General features: G+C 71.1%; 19 protein-coding genes. 3 read left to right on the top strand and 16 right to left on the bottom strand.

Going from position 1 to position 22,357, the window contains the following annotated elements; translation table 11 throughout:
• Nucleotides 1-2: 2 nt before the first annotated feature.
• Entirely contained in the window at nucleotides 3-1,481 is a 1,479-nt protein-coding gene (locus TR50_RS17410) for an MFS transporter (protein WP_042421787.1), read from the bottom strand.
• A 154-nt stretch (nucleotides 1,482-1,635) separates the two neighbouring features.
• Between TR50_RS17410 and TR50_RS17415 the strand changes: the two genes are divergently transcribed.
• Entirely contained in the window at nucleotides 1,636-2,283 is a 648-nt protein-coding gene (locus TR50_RS17415) for a TetR/AcrR family transcriptional regulator (protein WP_042421789.1), read from the top strand.
• Between the two features lie 55 nt (nucleotides 2,284-2,338).
• On the opposite strand, the gene aspS is transcribed toward TR50_RS17415, so the two are convergent.
• The 3 genes from aspS to TR50_RS17430 are packed head-to-tail and all read right to left on the bottom strand — an operon-like array spanning nucleotide 2,339 to nucleotide 6,130.
• Nucleotides 2,339-4,123: an aspartate--tRNA ligase gene (gene aspS, locus TR50_RS17420; protein ID WP_042421791.1), complete on the bottom strand. Its 1,785-nt coding sequence runs from the start codon at nucleotides 4,121-4,123 to the stop codon at nucleotides 2,339-2,341.
• Nucleotides 4,120-5,400: a histidine--tRNA ligase gene (hisS, locus tag TR50_RS17425; protein WP_042421794.1), complete on the bottom strand. Its 1,281-nt coding sequence runs from the start codon at nucleotides 5,398-5,400 to the stop codon at nucleotides 4,120-4,122. The genes aspS and hisS overlap by 4 nt, the downstream gene beginning before the upstream one ends.
• A 22-nt stretch (nucleotides 5,401-5,422) precedes the next feature.
• A complete protein-coding gene (locus TR50_RS17430; RefSeq protein ID WP_042421796.1) occupies nucleotides 5,423-6,130 on the bottom strand; it encodes an MBL fold metallo-hydrolase in 708 nt (235 codons plus the stop codon).
• 347 nt (nucleotides 6,131-6,477) lie between these two features.
• Here TR50_RS17430 and TR50_RS17435 point away from each other — a divergent pair, with 347 nt between their 5' ends.
• Both TR50_RS17435 and TR50_RS17440 read left to right on the top strand, forming a co-directional pair.
• Entirely contained in the window at nucleotides 6,478-7,251 is a 774-nt protein-coding gene (locus TR50_RS17435) for a peptidylprolyl isomerase (protein ID WP_042421865.1), read from the top strand.
• Nucleotides 7,252-7,458: 207 nt separating this feature from the next.
• Entirely contained in the window at nucleotides 7,459-8,688 is a 1,230-nt protein-coding gene (locus TR50_RS17440; protein ID WP_042421798.1) for a DUF349 domain-containing protein, read from the top strand.
• Between the two features lie 180 nt (nucleotides 8,689-8,868).
• On the opposite strand, the gene TR50_RS17445 is transcribed toward TR50_RS17440, so the two are convergent.
• The 12 genes from TR50_RS17445 to pdxT form a co-directional block, all read right to left on the bottom strand.
• The gene (locus tag TR50_RS17445) at nucleotides 8,869-10,071 is read right to left on the bottom strand and encodes a cytochrome P450 (RefSeq protein WP_042421799.1); all 1,203 of its coding nucleotides are present in this window, start codon (nucleotides 10,069-10,071) and stop codon (nucleotides 8,869-8,871) included.
• 45 nt (nucleotides 10,072-10,116) lie between these two features.
• The gene (locus tag TR50_RS17450) at nucleotides 10,117-10,887 is read right to left on the bottom strand and encodes a class I SAM-dependent methyltransferase (protein ID WP_042421800.1); all 771 of its coding nucleotides are present in this window, start codon (nucleotides 10,885-10,887) and stop codon (nucleotides 10,117-10,119) included.
• A gap of 99 nt (nucleotides 10,888-10,986) precedes the next feature.
• Nucleotides 10,987-13,425 carry a RelA/SpoT family protein gene (locus TR50_RS17455; RefSeq protein ID WP_152648448.1) on the bottom strand — a complete coding sequence of 813 codons (2,439 nt, stop codon included), beginning with the start codon at nucleotides 13,423-13,425 and terminating at the stop codon, nucleotides 10,987-10,989.
• Between the two features lie 439 nt (nucleotides 13,426-13,864).
• Nucleotides 13,865-14,410: an adenine phosphoribosyltransferase gene (locus tag TR50_RS17460; protein WP_042421803.1), complete on the bottom strand. Its 546-nt coding sequence runs from the start codon at nucleotides 14,408-14,410 to the stop codon at nucleotides 13,865-13,867.
• 46 nt (nucleotides 14,411-14,456) lie between these two features.
• Nucleotides 14,457-15,578, bottom strand: a complete 1,122-nt coding sequence (secF, locus tag TR50_RS17465; protein ID WP_042421804.1) for a protein translocase subunit SecF — start codon at nucleotides 15,576-15,578, stop codon at nucleotides 14,457-14,459.
• A gap of 4 nt (nucleotides 15,579-15,582) precedes the next feature.
• Nucleotides 15,583-17,433, bottom strand: coding sequence for a protein translocase subunit SecD (secD, locus tag TR50_RS17470; RefSeq protein ID WP_042421805.1), 1,851 nt, complete (start codon nucleotides 17,431-17,433; stop codon nucleotides 15,583-15,585).
• 146 nt (nucleotides 17,434-17,579) lie between these two features.
• Nucleotides 17,580-18,071: a preprotein translocase subunit YajC gene (gene yajC / locus TR50_RS17475; protein WP_269084802.1), complete on the bottom strand. Its 492-nt coding sequence runs from the start codon at nucleotides 18,069-18,071 to the stop codon at nucleotides 17,580-17,582.
• Between the two features lie 258 nt (nucleotides 18,072-18,329).
• Nucleotides 18,330-19,460 (bottom strand): Holliday junction branch migration DNA helicase RuvB, encoded by a 1,131-nt coding sequence (gene ruvB, locus TR50_RS17480; protein WP_084700475.1) that lies wholly within the window; start codon nucleotides 19,458-19,460, stop codon nucleotides 18,330-18,332.
• 40 nt (nucleotides 19,461-19,500) lie between these two features.
• Complete coding sequence (gene ruvA / locus TR50_RS17485) at nucleotides 19,501-20,127, bottom strand: Holliday junction branch migration protein RuvA (RefSeq protein WP_042421810.1); 627 nt, start codon at nucleotides 20,125-20,127, stop codon at nucleotides 19,501-19,503.
• Complete coding sequence (gene ruvC / locus TR50_RS17490) at nucleotides 20,124-20,648, bottom strand: crossover junction endodeoxyribonuclease RuvC (RefSeq protein WP_042421811.1); 525 nt, start codon at nucleotides 20,646-20,648, stop codon at nucleotides 20,124-20,126. The genes ruvA and ruvC overlap by 4 nt, the downstream gene beginning before the upstream one ends.
• 174 nt (nucleotides 20,649-20,822) lie before the next feature.
• Complete coding sequence (locus TR50_RS17495) at nucleotides 20,823-21,584, bottom strand: YebC/PmpR family DNA-binding transcriptional regulator (RefSeq protein ID WP_042421814.1); 762 nt, start codon at nucleotides 21,582-21,584, stop codon at nucleotides 20,823-20,825.
• A 57-nt stretch (nucleotides 21,585-21,641) separates the two neighbouring features.
• Nucleotides 21,642-22,268 carry a pyridoxal 5'-phosphate synthase glutaminase subunit PdxT gene (gene pdxT, locus TR50_RS17500; protein WP_042421816.1) on the bottom strand — a complete coding sequence of 209 codons (627 nt, stop codon included), beginning with the start codon at nucleotides 22,266-22,268 and terminating at the stop codon, nucleotides 21,642-21,644.
• Nucleotides 22,269-22,357: the final 89 nt, after the last annotated feature.

Here is a 22,357-nt window from a genome sequence, read left to right on the forward strand (position 1 = left end):
CCTCACGCGTCAACCTCGCCGCCGTGGCCCTCCTCCTCGACGCTGTGGGAGTCCGTGAGGCTCAGCGCGCCACCCGCCGCGATCACGCCGACGACGACGGCCAGCAGGGCGTAGGTGATCCGCTCGCCACGGAAGAACGACTCGACGAGGCCGCTGCTCCAGACACCCTTCGGGAGCCGGGTGGTGACCAGCGCGGCGATCATGGTGCCGACCACGGCGGTGCCGACGCTGGAGCCGACCTCCTGGGCGGTGTCGTTGAGGGCGGCGCCGACGGAGGTGCGGTTGCCGGGCATCGCGTCGACGAGGGCGACCGCGCAGATCGTCATCACGGTGCGGAGCCCGATCGTCATGACCACCATGCACAGGGCGATGAAGGCGTAGCCGTGCTCGACGCCGAAGGACAGGCCGGCCAGCGCGCCCGCCAGGCAGGCCGCGCCGATCAGGCAGGCGACGCGGTGACCGAAGCGGCGCGCGAGCCACTCGGACAGCGGGGTCGCCAGGAGCATCGTCACGATGATGGGCAGGTTGGCCAGGCCCGCCCGGACCGGGCTCCAGCCGTAGGCGTACTGGAAGTGCAGGATCAGCCCGAACATCACACTGGCCATGGCGATCGAGGTGCCGATCTGCGCGATGGCGGCGCCGCGGACGGTGCCGTTGGAGAACAACCGCAGGTCCAGCATGGGCGCCGCGCTGCGCCGCTCGTGCCGGACGAACGCGGTCGCGGCCACGACCGCGCCCGCGACCGACGCGAGGGTGGGTGCGGAGAGCCAGCCGTTCTCCACGCCGCTGGTCAACGCGTAGCAGGCGAGTCCGATGGCGGTGATGCTCAGGGCAGCGCCCGCCAGGTCGAGCGCGTCGTCGGTCAGGTCCTCCGGCCGGTCGGCCGGTACGCCGAGGCGGACGCCGAGGCACGCGAGCACCGCGATCGGGGCGTTGACGACCAGCAGCCACTGCCAGCTCACGTGGGCCAGCGCGGTGCCGCCGAGCAGCGGGCCCAGCACGAAGCCGGACATGCCGACGACGATCATCACGGTCATGGCCCGCATCTGCAGGGCCTTGTCGTCGAACAGCCGGAACACCAGCGAGTTCGTGATCGGCGCCATCGCCGCGGCGGCGACGCCGAGCGCGGCCCGCAGTGCGATGAGCTCGCCCGCGGTGCTGACCAATACGACACACAGGCTCAACGAGCCGAACACGGCCAGGCCGATCAGCAGCACCCGGCGGCGGCCGAACCGGTCGGCCGTCGACCCCGCCGTCAGCAGCAGCCCGCCGAAGGTGAGCGAGTACGCGCCGGTGACCCACTGCAAGGCGGTCGTGCCGCTGCCGAGGTCGCGGCCGATGGTGGGGAGCGCGATCGACAGCAGCGTGTTGTCGACCATCTCGACGAAGAAGGCGAGACAGAGGGCGGCCAGGGGTATCCAGGCCGCGCGGAGGGACGGATAGGTGCGTGACGTGGGGCGCTGAAGCGTGGCGGTGGTCATGGCAGTCCTCCAATCGAATCTCGTTCGGTTATCGAACGCCGTACGATAGGCTACGATAGAACAACGTTCGATGCGATGCAAGGTCGAGGGGAAGCGAGCCATGGCAAGCCTGCAGAACCGTCCGGGTCAGGGACGCCGACGGGCCTCACACTCGATGGAATCCGTGGTCACCGAGGCGGTGGCCCTGCTCGACGAGGCCGGCGAACCCGCGCTCACCTTCCGGGCCCTGGCCCAGCGCCTCGGCGGCGGGGTCGCCAGCATCTACTGGTACGTCGCCAACAAGGACGAACTGCTCGACCTCGCCACCGACCACGTGATCGGCTCGATCCTCGCCGACATCGAGCGGCTGCCGAGCAGCGACGACCCCGTCGACGACCTGCGCGCGATGGCCCTGACCCTGTTCGACGCGATCGTGGACCGGCCCTGGCTGGGCGCGTACTTCATGCGCAACACCGACGCCCAGAGCAACTCCCTGCGCCTGTACGAGAAGCTCGGCCGGGAGACCCTGCGGCTGGACCTCACCGCCCAGCAGCGGTTCCACGCCGTCTCCGCCGTCATCGGCGTCGTCGTCGGCTCCGCCGTCGACCTGGGCCAGGAACCACCCCAGGAGGTCCTCGACGGCCACGTCGACCGCGACCAGTTCCTCGGCCGCGCCGCCCAGGCCTGGCGCGAGCTCGACCCGCAGGACTTCCCCTTCGTCCACGAGATCGTCGACGAGTTCGACGGCCACGACGACGCCGACCAGTTCCGCTCCGCGCTGGAACTCACCCTGGCGGGCCTGCGCCTGCAGGCCGGGGCATGACGAAGAGCGGGGCCCCGCCGTCGGCAGGGCCCCGCTCCTTCGCGCGTACTGCGCCTTACTTCTGCTCGGCCTTCTCCGCCTGCTGCTCGGACTTCGGCTTCGCGTCCACGCCGGCCTCCTTGCGCTGCGCGGCCGTGATCGGCGTCGGCGCGCCGGTCAGCGGGTCGCCGCCGGTGGAGGTCTTCGGGAAGGCGATGACGTCGCGGATGGTGTCGTAGCCGCCCAGCAGCGTGACCAGACGGTCCAGGCCCAGCGCGATGCCGCCGTGCGGCGGCGGGCCGAAGTCGAAGGCGTTCAGCAGGAAGCCGAACTGCGACTGGGCCTCCTCCTGCGAGAGCCCGATCGCGTCGAAGGCCCGCTTCTGGACGTCCTTCTGGTGGATACGGATCGAGCCGCCGCCGATCTCCGAACCGTTGAGCACCAGGTCGTACGCGTTGGAGAGCGCGTTGCCCGGGTCGGTGTCGAAGGTCGCCATGGACTCGGCCGTCGGCGCGGTGAAGGGGTGGTGCACCGCGTGCCAGCCCTGGAACTCGCCCTTGTCGTCCTCGATCGGCTCGAACATCGGGAAGTCGACGACCCAGAGGAACGCCCACTTGGACTCGTCGATCAGGCCGCAGCGCTTGCCGATCTCCAGACGCGCCGCGCCCAGCAGCTCCTGCGACGCGGTCTTCTTGCCGGCGGCGAAGAAGATGCAGTCGCCCGGCTTGGCGCCGACCGCGTCGGCCAGACCCGCGAGGTGCTCCTCGCTGAGGTTCTTGGCGACCGGGCCGCGCAGCTCGCCGGTCTCCTCGTCGATGAGGACGTACGCGAGGCCGCGCGCGCCGCGCGCCTTCGCCCAGTCCTGCCAGGCGTCCAGCTGCTTGCGCGGCTGGGAGGCGCCGCCCGGCATCACCACGGCGCCGACGTACGGGGCCTGGAAGACGCGGAAGGAGGTGCCGGTGAAGTACTCGGTGAGCTCGGTCAGCTCGTTGTCGAAGCGGACGTCGGGCTTGTCGGAGCCGTAGCGGGACATCGCGTCCGCGTACGTCATGCGCGGCAGCGGCAGCGGCACCTCGTAGCCGAGGACCTCGCCCCAGACACGGGAGACGACCTCCTCGCCCAGCTTGAGGATGTCCTCCTGGTCCACGAACGACGCCTCGGCGTCGAGCTGGGTGAACTCCGGCTGCCGGTCGGCGCGGAAGTCCTCGTCACGGAAGCAGCGCGCGATCTGGTAGTAGCGCTCCATGCCCGCGACCATCAGCAGCTGCTTGAACAGCTGCGGCGACTGCGGCAGCGCGTACCAGCTGCCCGGCTGGAGGCGGACCGGCACGAGGAAGTCGCGGGCGCCCTCGGGGGTGGAGCGGGTCAGGTACGGCGTCTCGATGTCGAGGAAACCGTTCTCCTCCATGACCGTGCGGATGATGTGGGTGGCGCGCGAGCGCAGGCGCAGCGCACGCGCCGGGCCCTCACGACGCAGGTCCAGGTAGCGGTACTTGAGGCGGACCTCCTCGTTGACCGAACCGGGCTCGTACTCGGCGACCTGGAACGGCAGCGCGGCGGCCTCGGACAGCACGGTCAGCTCGGAGACGACGACCTCGACCTGGCCGGTCGGGATGTCGGGGTTCTCGTTGCCCTCGGGGCGGACCCGGACGTCACCGGTGATCTTGACGCACCACTCGGAGCGCAGCTCGCCGACCTCCTCCAGGTCGCGGAAGACGACCTGGACGGTGCCGGAGGCGTCCCGCACATCGACGAAGGCCACGCCGCCGTGGTCGCGACGGCGGGCGACCCAGCCGGCGAGGGTGACGGTGGTGCCGGCGTGCTCCGGGCGGAGCGTGCCGGCCTCGTGGGTGCGGATCACTGGAGCTTCTCCTTCAGGGTGGTGACGAGAGCGTCGAGGGCGACCGGGGTCTGGTCACCGGAGCCGAGGTCCTTCAACTGAACCACGCCGTCGGCGAGATCACGCTCGCCGGCGACGATCGCGTAGCGGGCGCCGGAGCGGTCGGCGGCCTTCATGGCGGCCTTGATGCCCTTGCCGCCGAAGACCAGGTCCGCCGAGACGCCGTCGCGGCGCAGCTGCGTGACGGCGCCGAACAGCACGCGCTTGGCCTGCTCGCCGAGCGGGACGGCGAAGACGTCGGTGACGGCGGGGACGTCGAGGGTGATCCCCTCGGCCTCCAGCGCCAGCACGGTGCGGTCGACGCCGAGCGCCCAGCCGACGGACGGCAGTTCGGGGCCGCCGATCATCTCGGACAGGCCGTCGTAGCGACCGCCGCCGCCCACCGCGGACTGCGAGCCGAGGCCGTCGTGGACGAACTCGAAGGTGGTGCGGGTGTAGTAGTCGAGGCCGCGGACCAGCTTCGGGTCGTCCTCGAAGGCGACGCCGGCGGCGGTCAGCAGCTCGCGGACCTGCTCGTGGTAGGCCTTGCACTCCTCGCACAGGAAGTCGACGAGCATCGGCGCGCCGCCCAGCTGGTCCTGGACGGAGGCGCGCTTGTCGTCCAGCACGCGCAGCGGGTTGATCTCGGCGCGGCGCCGCGTCTCCTCGTCCAGGTCCAGGCCGCGCAGGTAGTCCTGGAGCGCCTGACGGTAGACGGGACGGCACTGCTTGTCGCCGAGGCTGTTCAGCAGAATGCGGAAGTTGCGCAGGCCCAGCGAACGGTAGGCGTCGTCGGCCAGGATGATCAGCTCGGCGTCCAGCGCCGGGTCCTCCGCGCCGATCGCCTCGGCGCCGACCTGCCAGAACTGGCGGTAGCGGCCCTTCTGCGGACGCTCGTAGCGGTACTGCGAGCCGCTGTACCAGAGCTTGACCGGCAGGTTGCCCGCCCGGTGCAGGTTGGCCTCCAGCGTCGCGCGCAGCACCGAGGCCGTTGCCTCGGGGCGCAGCGCGAGCTGCTGGCTCTCCTCGCTGCGGGTGGTGAGGGTGAACATCTCCTTGGTGACGATGTCGGTGGACTCGCCGACGCCGCGGGAGAAGAGGTTGACGTCCTCGAAGACCGGCGTCTCGATGTAGCCGTAGCCGGCGCGGCGCAGCGGCGCGGCCAGCGCCTCGCGCACGGCGAGGACCGTGCCGGAGGTGGCCGGGAGGATGTCGTAGGTGCCCCGAGGGGCCTGGAAAGCCTGGGAAGAACTGCTCACGACTTGTACGTCTCGTCTCTGTCTACAGTCCGCGGCGCTGGGCGCCGGTCGGCGCGGCGCTGCCGGCGACCTGGAGCAGGTACGGATTGGCGGCGCGCTCGCGACCGATGGTGGTCTGGGGGCCGTGTCCGGAGAGGACCACGGTCTCGTCCGGCAGCGGCAGGCACACACGGGCCAGCGACCGCAGGAGGGCGTCGTGGTCGCCCCCGGGAAGATCGGTTCGTCCGACGGAGCCGGCGAAGAGCAGGTCGCCCGAGAACAGCACCGGAGGCAGCTCCGGCGCGGCGGGCGTCCTGAACGTCACCGACCCCCCGGTATGGCCCGGCGCGTGGTCGACCGTGATGCTCAGCCCCGCGAGCTCCAGCACGCTGCCGTCGGTGAGCACCCGCACGTCGTCCGGCTCGCCGACGGTGATCTCGCCCATCAGCTGCGCCCCGAACGAACGGCCGAGGGCCTTCTCCGGATCGGAGAGCATGTAGCGGTCCTCGGGGTGGATCCACGCCGGGATGCCGCGCGCGCCGCAGACCGGGACGACCGAGGCCACGTGGTCGATGTGCCCGTGGGTCAGCACCACCGCGACCGGCTTCAGCCCGTGCTCGCGCACCGCCTCCTCGACACCGGCGGCGGCCTCGTGCCCCGGGTCGACGATGACGCACTCCTCACCGGCGGCCGGGGCCACGAGGTAGCAGTTGGTGCCCCAGGCTCCAGCGGGAAAGCCGGCGATGAACACGTGGGTCCCTACTCACGTCGAGAAATGGCGGTGAATGCTGTCAGCAGGGTACCGGCGGCAGGGGACGGATCGCGAACCGTTACCCGGGCCCGCCGCTCGCGTCGCCTCATCGCCTCATCGGCTGCTTTCACCGCGCGTTTACAGAATTGCTCCCTACACTGGTCCGCCGTCGGGTGGGAAGATCCCCCGCGACGGGACCGAACGACGACGTACGAACGACTTCACGGCAAGGAGTGTGGGCGGTGGCCCCCAACGACACGCAGCGGCCGAAGGCTGGGCCTCTCCCCAAGGCTGGCCCGCTTCCCAAAGATCCGGAGAAGCGCCGCCGCGAGCTTCAGCGCAGGAAGCTGGAGCGCCAGGCCCAGCTGCGGGCCCAGAAGGTCTCCGAGGCGCGCAAGCGCACCGCGATCATCGGGGCCTGCGTCGTCGCCGTCGCGGCGATCGTGGTCGGCACGGTGGCCGCCTGGCCGTCGAGCAAGCACACGACGGCCTCGGCCGACACCGCGAGCAGCTCGGCCTCGGCCGCCGCCTCCCCGTCCGCGGCCAAGGCGAACTACACCATCACGCCCAAGAAGAACGAGGGCAGCTGGAAGACCGAGCCGGCGATGACGATCGACACCTCGGCGAACTACACCGCGAAGATCAACCTCGGCCAGGGCGCGGTCACCCTCAAGCTGGACGCCGCGGCCGCGCCGCACACGGTGAACTCCTTCGTGTTCCTGGCGAACCAGCACTTCTTCGACGGCGTCTACTGCCACCGGCTCACCACCTCCGGCATCTACGTGCTGCAGTGCGGCGACCCGACCGGCACCGGCTCCGGCGGCCCGGGCTACTCCTTCAAGGACGAGAACCTGACCGCCTCGTCGATCAAGGGCGGCACCTACCCGGCCGGCACCGTCGCGATGGCGAACTCGGGCGCGAACACCAACGGCTCGCAGTTCTTCCTCGTCTACAAGGACAGCCCGCTGCCGGCCAACTACACGCCCTTCGGCACCATCACCGGCGGCCTGGACGTGCTGAACGCGATCGCCGCCAAGGGGTCCGACAGCTCCAACGGCGCGGGCGACGGAAAGCCGGTCGATCCGGTCATCATGAACACGGTCACCGCGACCAAGAACTGAACGCATTAGGTCACGGGCGGGCGGCGCAGCCAAATCAACCTCGCGGGGATACGGACAGCGCCCCTGCCCGTCGCCTATGTTGGCGTCTTGTAGGGTGCGCTTCTGCGCTTCCCGGCGGCGCGGAGAGCAAACCGGCCGGGCAATCGAACGTGGACGGCGGCCGCCCCGCCAGGAGCAGGACCGCGGCCGCCATATGGAGGAGGCGCTGTGACCAGCGACCCGTGGGGCCGTGTCGACGACGAGGGGACCGTCTACGTGCGGACGGCCGACGGCGAACGCGTCGTCGGTTCGTGGCAGGCGGGCTCCCCCGAGGAGGCACTTGCCTACTTCACCCGCAAGTACGAGGGCATCGCCGTGGAGATCGGCCTGCTGGAGCGCCGCGTGCGCACCACGGACCTCGCCGCGAAGGACGCCCAGACGGCCATCGAGCACCTGCAGGCGCAGGTGGAAGAGGGCCACGCGGTCGGCGATCTGGACGCTCTGGCCAAGCGCCTGACGACGCTGGCCCAGGAGGTCGAGTCGCGCCGCGAGGAGAAGAAGGCGGCGCGCGCCAAGGCCCAGGAGGAGGCCCGCGCCTCCAAGGAGGCCCTGGTCGCCGAGGCCGAGCAGCTCGTGGAGTCCACGCAGTGGCGGGAGGCGGGCGACCGCCTGCGCGCCCTGGTCGACACCTGGAAGGGCCTGCCGCGGCTGGACCGCAAGTCCGACGACGAGCTGTGGCACCGCTTCTCGCACGCCCGCTCCGCGTTCTCCAAGCGCCGCAAGGCGCACTTCGCGCAGCTGGACCAGCAGCGGGAAGAGGCGCGCCTCAAGAAGGAGAAGCTGGTCGTCGAGGCCGAGTCGCTGGCCGACTCGACCGACTGGGGCGCGACGGCCGCCCGCTACCGCGAGCTGATGTCGGAGTGGAAGGCCGCGGGGCGCGCGCAGCGCGAGGCCGAGGACGAGCTGTGGACCCGCTTCCGCGGCGCGCAGGACGTCTTCTTCCAGGCCCGCTCGGCCGTGTTCGACGAGCGCGACGCGGACGAGCGCGAGAACCAGCACGCCAAGGAGGCCCTCCTGGTCGAGGCCGAGGCGCTGCTCCCGATCGGCGATCTGAAGACCGTGAAGGCCCACTACCGCGACATCGCGGAGCGCTGGGAGGCCATCGGCCACGTCCCGCGCGACGCCCGCCCCCGTCTGGAGTCGCGCCTGCGCCACGTCGAGCAGGCCATCCGCGAGGCGGAGGAGGCCGAGTGGCAGCGCAGCAACCCCGAGGCGCGGGCGCGTGCCGCGGGCATGACGGGCCTGCTGCAGGCGGCGGTGGACAAGCTGGAGAAGCAGATCGCCGCGGCTGAGGCGAAGGGTGACTCCCGTCAGGTCGCCAAGCTCCAGTCGGAGCTCGACGGCCGCCGCGAGCTGCTGGCGCAGGCCCAGAAGGGCCTTGAGGAGTTCAGCGGCTGAGCGTTCGCTCCCGCAGGACGTTGCACGACTCAGGGGCGCGAAGAACTGCGCGAGCAACCACCCACCACGGATGGCCCTGCTCGCTCAGCGACACACCACACAGGGTGCCTGTCGCGCAGTTCCTCGCGCCCCTGGGTTTTGCCTGGGTGCTCACCTGCAGTTCCTCGCGGCCCTGGTGGGTCAACGCACGGTGACAGGCAGGACGGACGGGCCGCGGAGGTTGATGCGGCCGTTCCAGGTGACGTCACCCGCGAGTGAGAGCGAGGGGAAACGCTGGACCAGGCTCCCGATCGCCAACCGGCCCTCGAGGCGGGCGAGCGCGGCGCCCAGGCAGTGGTGGGGGCCCGCGCCGAAGGAGACGTGGTGGCGGGCGTTCGGGCGGTCGATGCGGAGTTCGTCCGCGTCGGGGCCCCAGTAGTCCGGGTCCCGGTTCGCGGAGGCGAGGACCGCGAAGACGAACGCGCCCGCCGGGATGGTGCGGTCCCGCACCGTGTGCGGGGCCAACGTGATCCGCTTGGACTGCTGGACGGGGCTGTCGAACCGCAGGAACTCCTCCACCGCGTTGCCCGCCAGCCCCGGCCGCGCCCGCAGCAGCGCGAGTTGCCCGGGGTTGCGCAGCAGCGCGAGCGTGCCGTTCGCGATGAGGTTCACCGTCGTCTCGTGGCCCGCGATGTACAGCATGACGACCTGGGCGACGAGTTCGTCGTCGCTGAGCCGGCCGCCCTCGTGCTCCGCCGCGATCAGCGCGGTCAGCAGGTCGTCGGCGGGGTTGGCCCGCTTCCAGGCGATCAGGTCGCGCGCCAGCGCGGTCATCTCGCGGGCCGCGTCGCTGATCCGCCGCATCTCCTCGGGGTCGGTGACGACCTGGAGCGTGAGGGCCAGGATGCCCGTCAGCTCGCGGATGCGGGCGTGGTCGGCGGGCGGCATGCCGAGCATCTGCGAGATCACCGCGAAGGGCAGCGGGAAGGCGAGCGCCTCGACGAGGTCGGCATGGCCCTCCTCCGCGACGCGGTCCAGCGCGGCGTCGACGAGGCGGGTGATCTCGTCCTCCAGCGCGGCGACGGAGCGGGTGGTGAACACCTTGCCGACGAGGGACCGCAGCCGGGTGTGGTCGGGCGGATCGCGGTGGACCATCGACATGTTGAGGACGCCGAGGTCGAGGCGGTCCATCTGTTCGCGGATCTGTCCGTCGACGACCTGCCGATCGTCGACGGAGAGGCCGGCGCGCAGCAGGGCCGCGATGTCGTCGTAGGAGGTCAGCATCCAGAAGCCGAACGGGTGCCGGTGCACCGGGTCCACCTCGCGCATCCGGCGGTAGGTGGGGTAGGGGTCGTCGGTGAAGCCCGGGGCGAACGGGTTGAACAGCAGGTCAGCGGTGGTCATCGAGGTCTCCGGTCGGCGCAGGGTGCAGGCTGCGGGGCTTGCGGGTCAGGGGCGTCGGCCCCACATGGTGACCATGGCGATGCCGAGGTCCTGGGTGGCCGGATCGGCGAGATAGGCCAGCGCCTCGTCGACGGTGGCGTCGCCCAGCCGCTCGACCAGCGCGGGACGGGAGGCGTTGGCGGTGCCCGACCAGAAGCGGGCCAGCGGCCCGCCGCCGTGCAGTGGGGGCACGTCGACGGCGAAGCCGACCTCGGTGAAGCCGAGCCCGGCCAGTGGACGCGGATAGCTGCGGCCGAGATTGAGGTCGCTGCCGGTCGTCCCCGAGGCGAGCTCGCTCGCGACCGCCGCCGTCTCCCGGTAGGCGGCGCACGGCGAACTGGCCGGGCCCAGGTCCCAGGCGTCGGAGACGACGAGCCAGCCGCCGGGACGGACCCACCGCGCCATCCGCGCCAGCACGTTCTCGCGCTCGCGCAGGTGCATCAGCAGGAACCGCGCGTGCACCAGGTCGAACAGGCCGGGCGTGAAGGCCGGCTCGGTGATGTCCGCTTGGATCTCGTGGAAGCCCCGGCCGCCCAGGTGGCGGACGTCGAGGTCGACGACGGTGGCCTGCTCGCGGCAGGCGTCCATGAGCCATGCGGCGACGGTGCCCAGGCCCGCGCCGACATCGCAGGTGCGCAGGCCGGGCGTGGCGAGCGGACGCAGGCGTTCGAACGAATAGGGGTCGAAGACCCGCGCCAGCGCCCCGAGGCGGTCCGCCTCACCAGGGTTTCGGTGCGAGTAGAGGCGGTCCCCGTACCGCTCTTCTCTTGGAGTCATGGCGCGATGGTTCGCCCGCGCACTTGAGCTCCCCTGGACGAATGCTTGGTTCCGTCTCCAGGGGAGCTCGCGTCGGGCGCGCTCGGCGCGCCGCCGCGTTTACCGCGCCTTGCCGGACGTCACCCGGTACACGTCGTAGACGCCCTCGACGCTGCGGACGGCCTTGAGCACGTGGCCGAGGTGCTTGGGATCGCCCATCTCGAAGGTGAAACGGCTCATCGCGACCCGGTCGCGCGAGGTCTGCACCGCCGCCGACAGGATGTTGACGTGCTGGTCCGAGAGCACCCGGGTGACGTCGGAGAGCAGGCGGGAGCGGTCCAGTGCCTCGACCTGGATGGCGACCAGGAAGACCGAGGACTGAGTCGGGGCCCACTCGACCTCGACCATGCGTTCCTGCTGCTGCGAGAGCGAGTCGACGTTGACGCAGTCCGTCCGGTGTACCGAGATGCCGTTGCCGCGGGTGATGAAGCCGACGATCGGGTCGCCCGGGACGGGCGTGCAGCAGCGGGAGAGCTTGACCCACACGTCCGCGACGCCCTTGACGACCACGCCCGGGTCCTGCGTCGCGCGCCGCTGGCGGCGGTTGCGGGTCGGGGACGGGGTCGTCAGCTCCTCGATGTCCTCGGTGGCGTGCTCCTCGCCGCCGAGGGACTGCACGAGCTTCTGGACGATCGTCTGCGCCGCGACGTGGCCCTCGCCGATCGCCGCGTAGAGCGAGGAGATGTCGGGGTAGCGCATCTCGTGCGCGAGGGTGACCAGCGAGTCGCCGGTCAGGATGCGCTGGAGCGGCAGGCCCTGCTTGCGCATGGCCCGCGTGATCGCGTCCTTGCCCTGCTCGATGGCCTCCTCGCGGCGCTCCTTGGAGAACCACGCACGGATCTTGTTGCGGGCCCGCGGCGACTTGACGAAGGACAGCCAGTCGCGCGACGGTCCGGCGTTCTCGGCCTTGGAGGTGAAGACCTCGACGGTGTCGCCGTTCTCGAGGGTGGACTCCAGCGGCACCAGCCGGCCGTTGACGCGCGCCCCTATGGTCCGGTGGCCGACCTCGGTGTGGACCGCGTACGCGAAGTCCACGGGGGTGGCCCCGGCCGGGAGCGCTATGACGTCGCCCTTGGGGGTGAAGACGAAGACCTCGTTGTTGGAGAGGTCGAACCGCAGCGACTCCAGGAACTCGCTCGGGTCCTCGGTCTCCTTCTGCCAGTCGAGCAGCTGCCGCAGCCAGGCCATCTCGTTGACGGTCTCGCCCTGCCCGGCGGGCGTGTCCGTGCGGACCTTGGACGCGCCGGCGACGGCCTGCTGCTTGTACTTCCAGTGCGCGGCGATGCCGTACTCCGCGCGCCGGTGCATGTCGAAGGTGCGGATCTGCAGCTCGACCGGCTTGCCCTCGGGCCCGATGACCGTCGTGTGCAACGACTGGTACATGTTGAACTTGGGCATCGCGATGTAGTCCTTGAACCGCCCCGGCACCGGGTTCCACCGCGCGTGGATGGTGCCCAGCGCCGCGTAGCAGTCGCGGACCGAGTCGACCAGGACCCGCACGCCGACCAGGTCGTAGATGTCGGCGAAGTCCCGGCCGCGCACGATCATCTTCTGGTAGACGCTGTAGTAGTGCTTCGGGCGGCCCTTGACCTCCGCCTTGATGCGGGCGGTCTTGAGGTCGTCGGTGACCTGCTCCAGCACCGTGCCGAGGTACTCGTCGCGCTTGGGCGCGCGCTCGGCGACGAGGCGGACGATCTCGTCGTACATCTTGGGGTAGAGGATCGCGAAGGCGAGGTCCTCCAGCTCCCACTTGATGGTGTTCATGCCCAGCCGGTGCGCCAGCGGGGCGTAGATCTCCAGGGTCTCGCGGGCCTTCTTCTCCTGCTTCTCCCGCTTGAGGTAGCGCATCGTGCGCATGTTGTGCAGCCGGTCGGCCAGCTTGATGACCAGGACGCGCGGGTCCTTGGCCATGGCGACGACCATCTTGCGCACGGTCTCGGCCTGCGCGGCCTCGCCGAACTTGACCTTGTCCAGCTTGGTGACGCCGTCGACCAGCATGGCGACGGTGTCGCCGAAGTCGCGGCGGAGCTGGTCCAGGCCGTACTCGGTGTCCTCGACGGTGTCGTGCAGCAGGCCCGCCATCAGCGTCGGGGCGTCCATGCCGAGCTCGGCGAGGATCGTCGCGACCGCGAGCGGGTGGGTGATGTACGGGTCGCCGCTCTTGCGCTTCTGGCCGCGGTGCCACTTCTCCGCGATCTGGTAGGCGCGCTCGAGCTGGTGCAGGTCGGCCTTCGGGTAGTTGCTGCGCACTATCCGGAACAGCGGCTCCAGCACCGGGTTGAAGGTGCTGCTGCGCTGACCGCCGAGACGGGCGAGGCGGGCGCGGACCCGGGAGGGCGAGGGCGCGACAGTGCGCGGCGCGACGGCCGGCGAACCGGCCGCAGCCTGGAACGTGGCCGGTACGGCCGGGGACGCGGGCTTCGGCGCGGCGGAGGCCGCCTTCGGGCGCTCCTCCTGCGTTCCAGCGGCTTTGGGCACGACCTCTTCGGGCAACTGCACTCCTCGGGAGCGAGACCGGGATCTCAATGGTACCGAGCGTCACACTCCCCCGCGCTCACGGCCCCACGGCAGAGCCGTCAGGGGCACGTGGACATGGCACGCCGGACCTGTTGTAACACCCAGGAGCGCGGGGCTGTTCCGACACGCGACTCCCCGCGCGGGCGCGACCGGACCCCGGCACAGGCCGCTACGGTCCGCTGCAACGCCCGAGGGGCGCGGGGCCCGACATACGGCGCCTCCCCCAGCCTGCGGCCGGGAGGTGCCCCCAGCGCGGGCGCGAGCCGACCCCGGCACGGGCCGCTACGGCCCGCTGCAACACTCAGGGGCGCGGGGAACTGCGCGACAAGCCACCCACACACGAAGTGCCCCGAACGTGCAGGGCCATCCGCATGTCAGTGGTTGCTCGCGCAGTTCCCCGCGCCCCTGAATAGTGCAACTGCTAGATCGAGATCACGGTCTCCAGCGGAGCGTCCCCCAGCAGCGGCGCCAGCCGGGCGCGGCCGCCGAGGAAGCCGAGTTCCATCAGGACCTCCACCCCCGCCAGCTCCGCGCCCGCACGCGCGATGAGCGACAGCGCCGCCTCGACCGTGCCGCCGGTCGCGAGGACGTCGTCGACGACCAGGACCCGCTCGCCCGGCAGGAACGCGTCCCGCTGGACCTCGATGACCGCCGAGCCGTACTCCAGGTCGTAACCCTGGCGGTAGCAGTCACCGGGGAGCTTGCCCTCCTTGCGGACGGGGACGAAGCCCGCGCCGGAGGCGTACGCCGCGGGCGCGGCGAAGATGAAACCGCGCGCCTCAAGACCGACGATCTTGCTGACGCCCAGCGCCTTGGCGCGGGCCGCGAGGTGGTTCACCAGCGCGGCCAGCGCCTCGGCGTCGGCGAGGAGCGGTGCGATGTCCTTGAAGACCACGCCGGGCTTGGGGTAGTCCGGGACGTCGCGGATCTTGGCGGCGAGAAGGCCCGCCAGGTCGGTGCCGCTCATGCGGTCGTCTGCTCCTCGGGGGTGGTCGGCGTCGGTTTCGACGCCGTCAACGGCGGCCGCCGGACGACCGGCGCTCGCTGCGGGTGCGGTTGACGGGCTGGTTGCGCGGACCGCCGGTCGGCGCGGGGACGGTGACCTCGGCCTGCGGGGCGTCGTCCTCGAGCGTGCGGCCCTCGGCCTCGGCCTTGGCCTCGGCCGCGCGGCGCTGCTTCACCTTGCGGGCCAGCTCGATGTACTCCGGGCGCTTCTCCTGGAGCCAGGCGACCATCGGGGTGGCCACGCAGATCGAGGAGTAGGCGCCGGCGGTCAGACCGACGAACAGCGCCAGCGAGATGTCGTTGAGGACACCCGCGCCCAGCAGGCCGCCGCCGATGAAGAGCAGCGCGGCGACCGGCAGCAGCGCCAGCACGGAGGTGTTGATCGAGCGGACCAGGGTGCTGTTCAGCGAGGCGTTGGCGGCGTCGCTGTAGGTCAGCTTGTTCTGCCGGGTGAGCTTGTTCGTCGCGGACTTGAGGCCGTCGAAGACGACGACCGTGTCGTAGAGCGAGTAACCGAGGATCGTCAGGAAGCCGATGACCGTACCCGAGGTGACCTCGAAGCCGACCAGGGCGTAGACGCCGACGGTGATCACCAGGTCGTGCAGCAGCGCGACCAGCGCGCCCACCGCGAGCCGCCACTCGAAGGCGAAGGCCAGGTACAGCGTCACCAGCACCATGAAGACGATCAGACCCTCGAGCGCCTTCTGGCTGATGTCGTGGCCCCAGCTGGCGCTGAGCGACTGGGTGCTGATCTGGTCCTGGCTCAGGCCCAGCGACTGCGACAGCGCGTTCTGCCCGGTGGTCGGGTCGATCTTCTCGGCCGAGCTGATCTGGATGAGGACCTGCTCGCCCTTGCTGCTGTTGGCCGTCTGCACGAGGGCGGAGCTGTCGTGCGTCAGGTCGTTGGCGGCCTTCTGGGCCTGCGAGACGGTGACACCCGGCTTGGTGACCGTGTAGATCTCGCCGCCCTTGAACTCGATGCCGAGGTTCAGGCCCCGGACCGAGAGGCCCAGGATGGCGGCGACCAGGATGACACCGGAGATGATCGTCCACAGCCTGCGCCGACCGACGAAGTCGAAGCTGACCTCACCGGTGTAGAGGCGGTGGCCGATATTGCCGAAGCGAGACATCGGATCAGGCCTCCTTGCCGGCGGCGGGACGGGCCGGACGGCGCGAGTTGCGGCTGTCGCGGAGCGGGTTGCGGACACCGAGGCGCTCGGGCGAGAGCCCCGACCACGGGTGGCCGGAGTTGAAGAACTTCCGGCGGGCGAGCAGGGTCATCAGCGGCTTCGTGAACAGGAAGACCACGACGACGTCGAGCAGGGTGGTCAGGCCCAGCGTGAAGGCGAAGCCCTGCACCTTGCCGACGGTGAAGAAGTACAGCACCGCCGCGGCCAGGAAGGACACGAAGTCCGACACCAGGATGGTACGGCGGGCACGCGGCCAGGCGTTGCGGACGGCCGGGCGCAGCGTGGCGCCCTCGCGCAGCTCGTCGCGGACGCGTTCGAAGTAGACGACGAACGAGTCGGCGGTGATACCGATGGCGACGATGGCGCCGCAGACGGCCGGCAGGTTCAGCGCGAAGCCGATCGCGCCACCCAGCAGCGACATCAGCGACCACGTCAGGATCGCGGAGACGAGCAGCGAGGCGACGGCCACCAGGCCGAGGCCGCGGTAGTAGGCCAGCGAGTACAGCACGACCAGGATCAGACCGATCAGACCGGCGATCAGACCCGCGTCGAGCTGGCTGCCGCCGAGCTCGGGCGAGACGGTGACGACTTCCTGGGTCTGGAAGTTCAGCGGCAGCGAGCCGTAGCTGAGCACGTTGGCCAGCGAGCTGGCGCTGGACTCGTCGAAGCTGCCGGAGATCGTCGCCTGGCCGCCGGTGATGGCGTTGCTGACGTACGGCGCGGACTGGACCAGGCCGTCGAGCTGGATGGCGAACTCGTTGGTCGGCGGCGTCGTGTTCTTGGCGAGCTGGCCGGTGACGTTGGCGAACTGGCTCGCGCCGTGGGAGTTGAACGAGAGGTCGACCTCCCACTGCCCGGTCTGCGTGCTCAGGTTGGACTGGGCCTTGCTGATCGAGGTGCCGTCGACGGCGACCTTGTCCAGCGCGTACTTGGTCCAGGCGTGGGTGGTGGGGTCGGCCGACGTGGAGCAGGAGACGACCTGGTCGGTCTCCTTGGCGTTGTTCGCCAGGTTCTGGGCGGCCTGGCGACCGGCCTCCGTGGTGCAGTCGATCGCGTTGAACTGCGTCTGCAGCGCGGCGGGCACGGTGCCGCCGAGCTGGCCGGCGACGGTGCCGGTGGTCGGCGCGGCGCTCGGGGTGGCGGTGGCCTTCGGCGTGCCGGCGGCGGCCGCGGAGGAGGAGGCGTGGGCACTGGCCGAGGCCGAGGCGCTGGCCTTCAGGTCCTGGGAGAGGGCGTCACCCTGCGTCTTGCTGGCGCTGGGCGAGGCCGCGGCGCCGGCACCCGACGCCTTGGGCTTCCCGGAGCTGCTCGCGGACGGGCTCGCCGAGCCGGACGGCTTGGCGCCGCCGGTGGACGAGGCCGACGGCGAGGCGCTGGTCTTGGGCAGGGAGGCCGCGTCGATCTGCTGCTGCTCGGCCAGCACCGGCCGGAAGTACAGCTTCGCGGTCTGGGCGAGCTCGGTGGCGAGCTCGGTCGAGCTGGTGCCCTTGGGAACGTTGACGACGATCTCGTCGTTGCCCTGGACCTGCACCGTCGCCTCGGTGACGCCGGTGCCGTTCACGCGCTGGCGCATGATGTCGGAGGCGATCGCCATGTTCGCGGGGTTGATCGCGTTCTTGTCGTTCGACGTCGCCTTGAGCGTCACGCTGGTACCACCGGCGAGGTCGATGCCGAGCCGCGGCTTGGTGTTGCCGGTTCCGACCATGGTCGCCACCAGGGCAACCATGATCACCAGGACCAGGCTCAGCGCACGCCCCGGGTATCCGTCGCGGGGACGGGACTTGGGTGATGCCACCTTCTCGATTCTCTCTGTCCATGCCGTGGGCAGGTCAAGTCGCCCGCACCGGGGTACCGGCGGACAGGGGGCGGCTCGGCCACGACGCAGCGGTCCTTGGGCCCGGTCGGACGGTTACGACCGACCGGGTTCCGTAGCGGGCAAGGCTACTTGGCGGAAGCGTCCTTGTCGCCACCCACCTTGGCGTCGACCTTGTCGGCCTCGGCGGCAGCCGCGGCGGGGGTCTCGGCCGGGCTCTCGGCGGCGGTCGCGGCCGTGTCGGCCTCGTCCTTCGCGGCCTCGGTGGGGGTGGCGTCCTCGACGACAGCCTCGGCGTCGGCCTCGGTCGCGTCGGCGGCCTCGTCCGTCTCCGGCTCCTCGCCGTGGACGATGCGGTTGTACTCGATCGGGTCCAGCACCTGCGCGATGGCCTGCTTGCTGTACAGGGCGTGGACGCCCGGGGCGACCTCGAGCTCGACGGCCTCGTCGGTCACGTCCTTGACCAGCGCGTACATGCCCCCGATGGTGCGCACACCCGCGCCCGGCTCCAGGCGGGTGCGCATGTCCTGCGCCTGCTGCTGACGCTTCTTGTTGCTCCGCATCGTCACGAACATGAGTCCGGCCAAGACGATGACCATGAAGATAAGCGGGTTACCCACGGCAGACAATCCTTTGCGAGGCCACAGGGGGGCGGCGGCCAATCGATATCGGGCCCACCCCGTAAGGGCGGGAGCGGGCGGAGTCTAGGGGACCGCACGCAGTACAACAACGTCCAGCATGTCATCTGGGCGAGGCGAATGGCGAGTGACGTGACGGACTCGACGTGTACACCGGCCCCGGAAGGCCGCCGGAGCCTCATCCGCGCGCCGGGATCACCCTGCTCCAGGACTGCCCCAGGACGGCCCGGAAGCCGTCGTTCAGGCCCCGGCGGGGCCCTGCGAGGGCCCTCCCGGCGAGCCCGCCGACGGGCCCCCCGACGTGCTCGCCGACGGCCCGAAGAGCTCCGCCTGGAGCGGCACGCCGACCCCGGCGGCCTGCGGCGGCGGGGTCAGGCCCAGATGCTGCCAGGCGGCGGCGGTGGCGATCCGGCCGCGCGGCGTGCGGGCCAGCAGGCCCTCGCGGACCAGGAACGGCTCGGCGACCTCCTCGACCGTCTCGGCCTCCTCCCCCACCGCCACGGCCAGCGTGGACAGGCCCACCGGGCCGCCGCCGAAGAGCTTCAGCAACGCGTGCAGCACGGCCCGGTCCAACCGGTCCAGGCCGCGCGGGTCCACCTCGTAGACCGCGAGCGCGGCGTCGGCGATCTCGGGGGTGATCAGCCCGTCGTGGCGCACCTGCGCGTAGTCGCGGACGCGGCGCAGCAGCCGGTTGGCGATACGCGGCGTGCCGCGCGAGCGGCGGGCGATCTCGGCGGCGCCCTTCGGGTCTATCTCGACGGCCAGCAGCCGGGCTGAGCGGTGGATGACCAGCTCCAGCTCCTCGGGCGCGTAGAACTCCATGTGGCCGGTGAAGCCGAAGCGGTCGCGCAGCGGCGGCGGCAGCAGTCCGGCCCGCGTGGTGGCCCCGACCAGCGTGAACGGCGGGAGCTCCAGCGGGATGGCGGTGGCGCCGGGCCCCTTGCCGACGATCACGTCGACGCGGAAGTCCTCCATGGCCATGTAGAGCATCTCCTCGGCGGGCCGGGAGAGGCGGTGGATCTCGTCGAGGAAGAGGATCTCGCCCTCGGTCAGCGAGGAGAGGATCGCCGCGAGGTCGCCGGCGTGCTGGATGGCCGGCCCGGAGGTGATCCGGATCGGCGCGCCCATCTCCGCCGCGATGATCATCGACAGCGTCGTCTTGCCCAGCCCGGGAGGGCCGGAGAGCAGCACGTGGTCGGGCGAGGCGCCGCGGTGCCGCGCCGCCTGGAGGACCAGCGAGAGCTGCTCGCGGACGCGCTCCTGGCCGATGAACTCGCCGAGGTCGCGCGGACGCAGCGCCGCCTCGACGGCCCGGTCCTCGCCGTCCGCGGCGGCGGTGACCAGGCGGTCGGCTGCGGCGTCGTCGTACATGCTCTCTCGGCTCCTCTGCGGCGTTCTGGGTTCGGCGGGCTCAGCGGGTGCGGTTGCGGCTCTGCAGGGCGGTGCGCAGCAGCACGGAGACGTTGGGCTTCTCCATCGCCTCGGCCTCCGGCGTCACCGCCGCGACGGCCTCCTCCGCCTCACGCGGCGCGAAGCCGAGGCCGACGAGCGCGGCGTGCAGTTGCTCGTGCCACGGAGCGGGCGCGGCCGCGACGGCGACGCCGGCTGCGGCGTGCTGTGAGGGGACGGCGCCCGTCGGCGCGCCGAGGCGGTCCTTGAGCTCCAGGAGCAGCTTCTGCGCCCCCTTGGGCCCGATCCCGGGCACGGCGGTGAGCGCCTTCGCGTCCCCGCGCGCGACGGCCACGCGCAGCGCCTCGGGGCTGTGCACGGCGAGCATCGCCTGGGCGACCTTGGGCCCGACCCCGCTGGCGGTCTGCAGCAGCTCGAAGGTCTGCCGCTCGTCGTCGTCGGCGAAGCCGTAGAGGGTGAGGGAGTCCTCGCGCACGACGAGGGAGGTGGCCAGCCGCGCCTCCTCCCCCAGGCGCAGGCGGGCGAGCGTGCCCGGGGAGCAGTGCACGAGCATGCCCACGCCGCCGACCTGGATGACGGCGCTGGAGGGCGTGAGCGCGGCCACGGGGCCGCTGACGAAGGCGATCACGGTCGGGGCTCCCTGACGCGACTGAGGGCGGCGGCGATCCTGTTGGTGGCGGTCCCGCGCCAGATGTGGCAGATGGCCAGCGCGAGCGCGTCGGCCGCGTCGGCGGGCTTCGGCGGTGCGTCCAGCCGCAGGATGCGCGTCACCATCGCGCCCACCTGGGCCTTGTCCGCGCGCCCCGAGCCGGAGACGGCGGCCTTCACCTCACTGGGGGTGTGCAGGGCGACCGGTATCCCGCGTCGCGTTGCGCACAGCATGGCGACCGCGCTGGCCTGGGCCGTGCCCATCACCGTCCGCACGTTGTGCTGCGCGAAGACCCGCTCGACCGCGACGAGCTCGGGCCGGTGGAGGTCCAACCACTCCTCGATCCCGCGCTCGATCTCCAGCAGACGCAACGGCACGTCATGTTCCGCGGGCGTGCGGACGACCCCGCAGGCGACCATCGTCAACGGCCGCCCCGGCGCACCGTCGACGACGCCGACCCCACACCTGGTCAGCCCTGGATCCACCCCGAGAACACGCATGCCCGCAGGCTATCGGCTCGGGCTGACAGAACCACCGAGGGGCGCGGGGAACTGCGCGGGCAACCATCCTGTGCGGATGGCCCTGACCGCTGGGCGACCCACCACCCCGGGTGGCTTGTCGCGCAGTTCCCCGCGCCCCTGGAGGGTGCGACTGGCTGCGGGAGAGCGGAAAGCTCAGTCCTCGGCGTCGAGCTCCGCCTCGACCTCCGGGGAGAGGTCGAAGTTGGCGTAGACGTTCTGGACGTCGTCGCTGTCCTCGAGCGCGTCGATCAGCTTGAAGATCTTGCGCGCGCCGTCCGCGTCCAGCTCGACCTGGACGGAGGGGACGAAGTTCGCCTCGGCCGAGTCGTAGTCGATGCCGGCCTCCTGCAGGGCCGTGCGGACCGCGACCATGTCGGTCGCCTCGGTCTGGATCTCGAAGCTGTCGCCGAGGTCGTTGACCTCCTCGGCGCCCACCTCCAGGGTGACCTCCATGATCGTGTCCTCGTCGACCTTGTCGGCCTTCGGGACCACGATGACGCCCTTGCGGGAGAACATGTAGGACACCGAGCCCGGGTCGGCCATGTTGCCGCCGTTGCGGGTCATCGCGACGCGGACGTCGGAGGCCGCGCGGTTGCGGTTGTCGGTGAGGCACTCGATCAGGACCGCCACGCCGTTCGGGCCGTAGCCCTCGTACATGATGGTCGCGTAGTCGGCGCCGCCGGCCTCCGCGCCGGAGCCGCGCTTGACGGCGCGGTTGATGTTGTCGATCGGGACGGAGCTCTTCTTCGCCTTCTGGATGGCGTCGTAGAGGGTCGGGTTACCGGCGGGGTCTCCACCGCCGGTGCGCGCCGCCACCTCGATGTTCTTGATCATCTTCGCGAAGAGCTTGCCGCGCTTCGCGTCGATGACGGCCTTCTTGTGCTTGGTGGTAGCCCACTTGGAGTGGCCGGACATCGAGTTGCTCCTTAAAACAGCACCAGGTGGAAGTGAACGAACGAAGAGATCTTACCGTCACCCGCCGTGACGGGCGGCGCGGACCATCTCCACGAAGTAGGCGTGCACGCGGTGGTCGCCGGTCAGCTCCGGGTGGAACGAGGTGGCGAGCAGGTTGCCCTGACGGACCGCCACGATGTGCTCCTCGTCGGTGCCCTCGCGCAGCGCGGCGAGGACCTCGACGCCGGCGCCGACGGACTCGACCCAGGGGGCGCGGATGAACACGCCGTGCACCGGGCCGTCCTCCTCCAGGCCCTTGAACGCGACGCCCTGCTCGAAGGACTCGTTCTGGCGGCCGAAGGCGTTGCGGCGGACGACCATGTCGATACCGCCGACCGTCTCCTGGTCGTCGCGGCCGTCGAGGATCTTGTCGGCCAGCATGATCATGCCCGCGCAGGTGCCGTAGACAGGCATGCCGGCCGCGACGCGGGCGCGCAGCGGCTCCATCACACCGAAGAGCAGGGCGAGCTTGCTCATGGTGGTGGACTCGCCGCCGGGGATGACGATGGCGTCGATCTCCGCCAGCTCCTCGGGGCGGCGGACCGGGCGGGCGAGCGCGTCGGCCTCGGCGAGGGCGACGAGGTGCTCGCGCACGTCGCCCTGGAGGGCCAGGACGCCGATGACGGGAGTGGAGCTGGACGACACGGGAAGGACCTCTTCTTGACGGATGGGGCGAACGGAGGGAGCCCCGGACCTGGAAAAGGGCCGGGGCTACCGCACGGAGAGCGAAGGAG

The organism is Streptacidiphilus anmyonensis (assembly GCF_000787855.1).
Classification (GTDB): Bacteria; Actinomycetota; Actinomycetes; order Streptomycetales; family Streptomycetaceae; genus Streptacidiphilus; species Streptacidiphilus anmyonensis.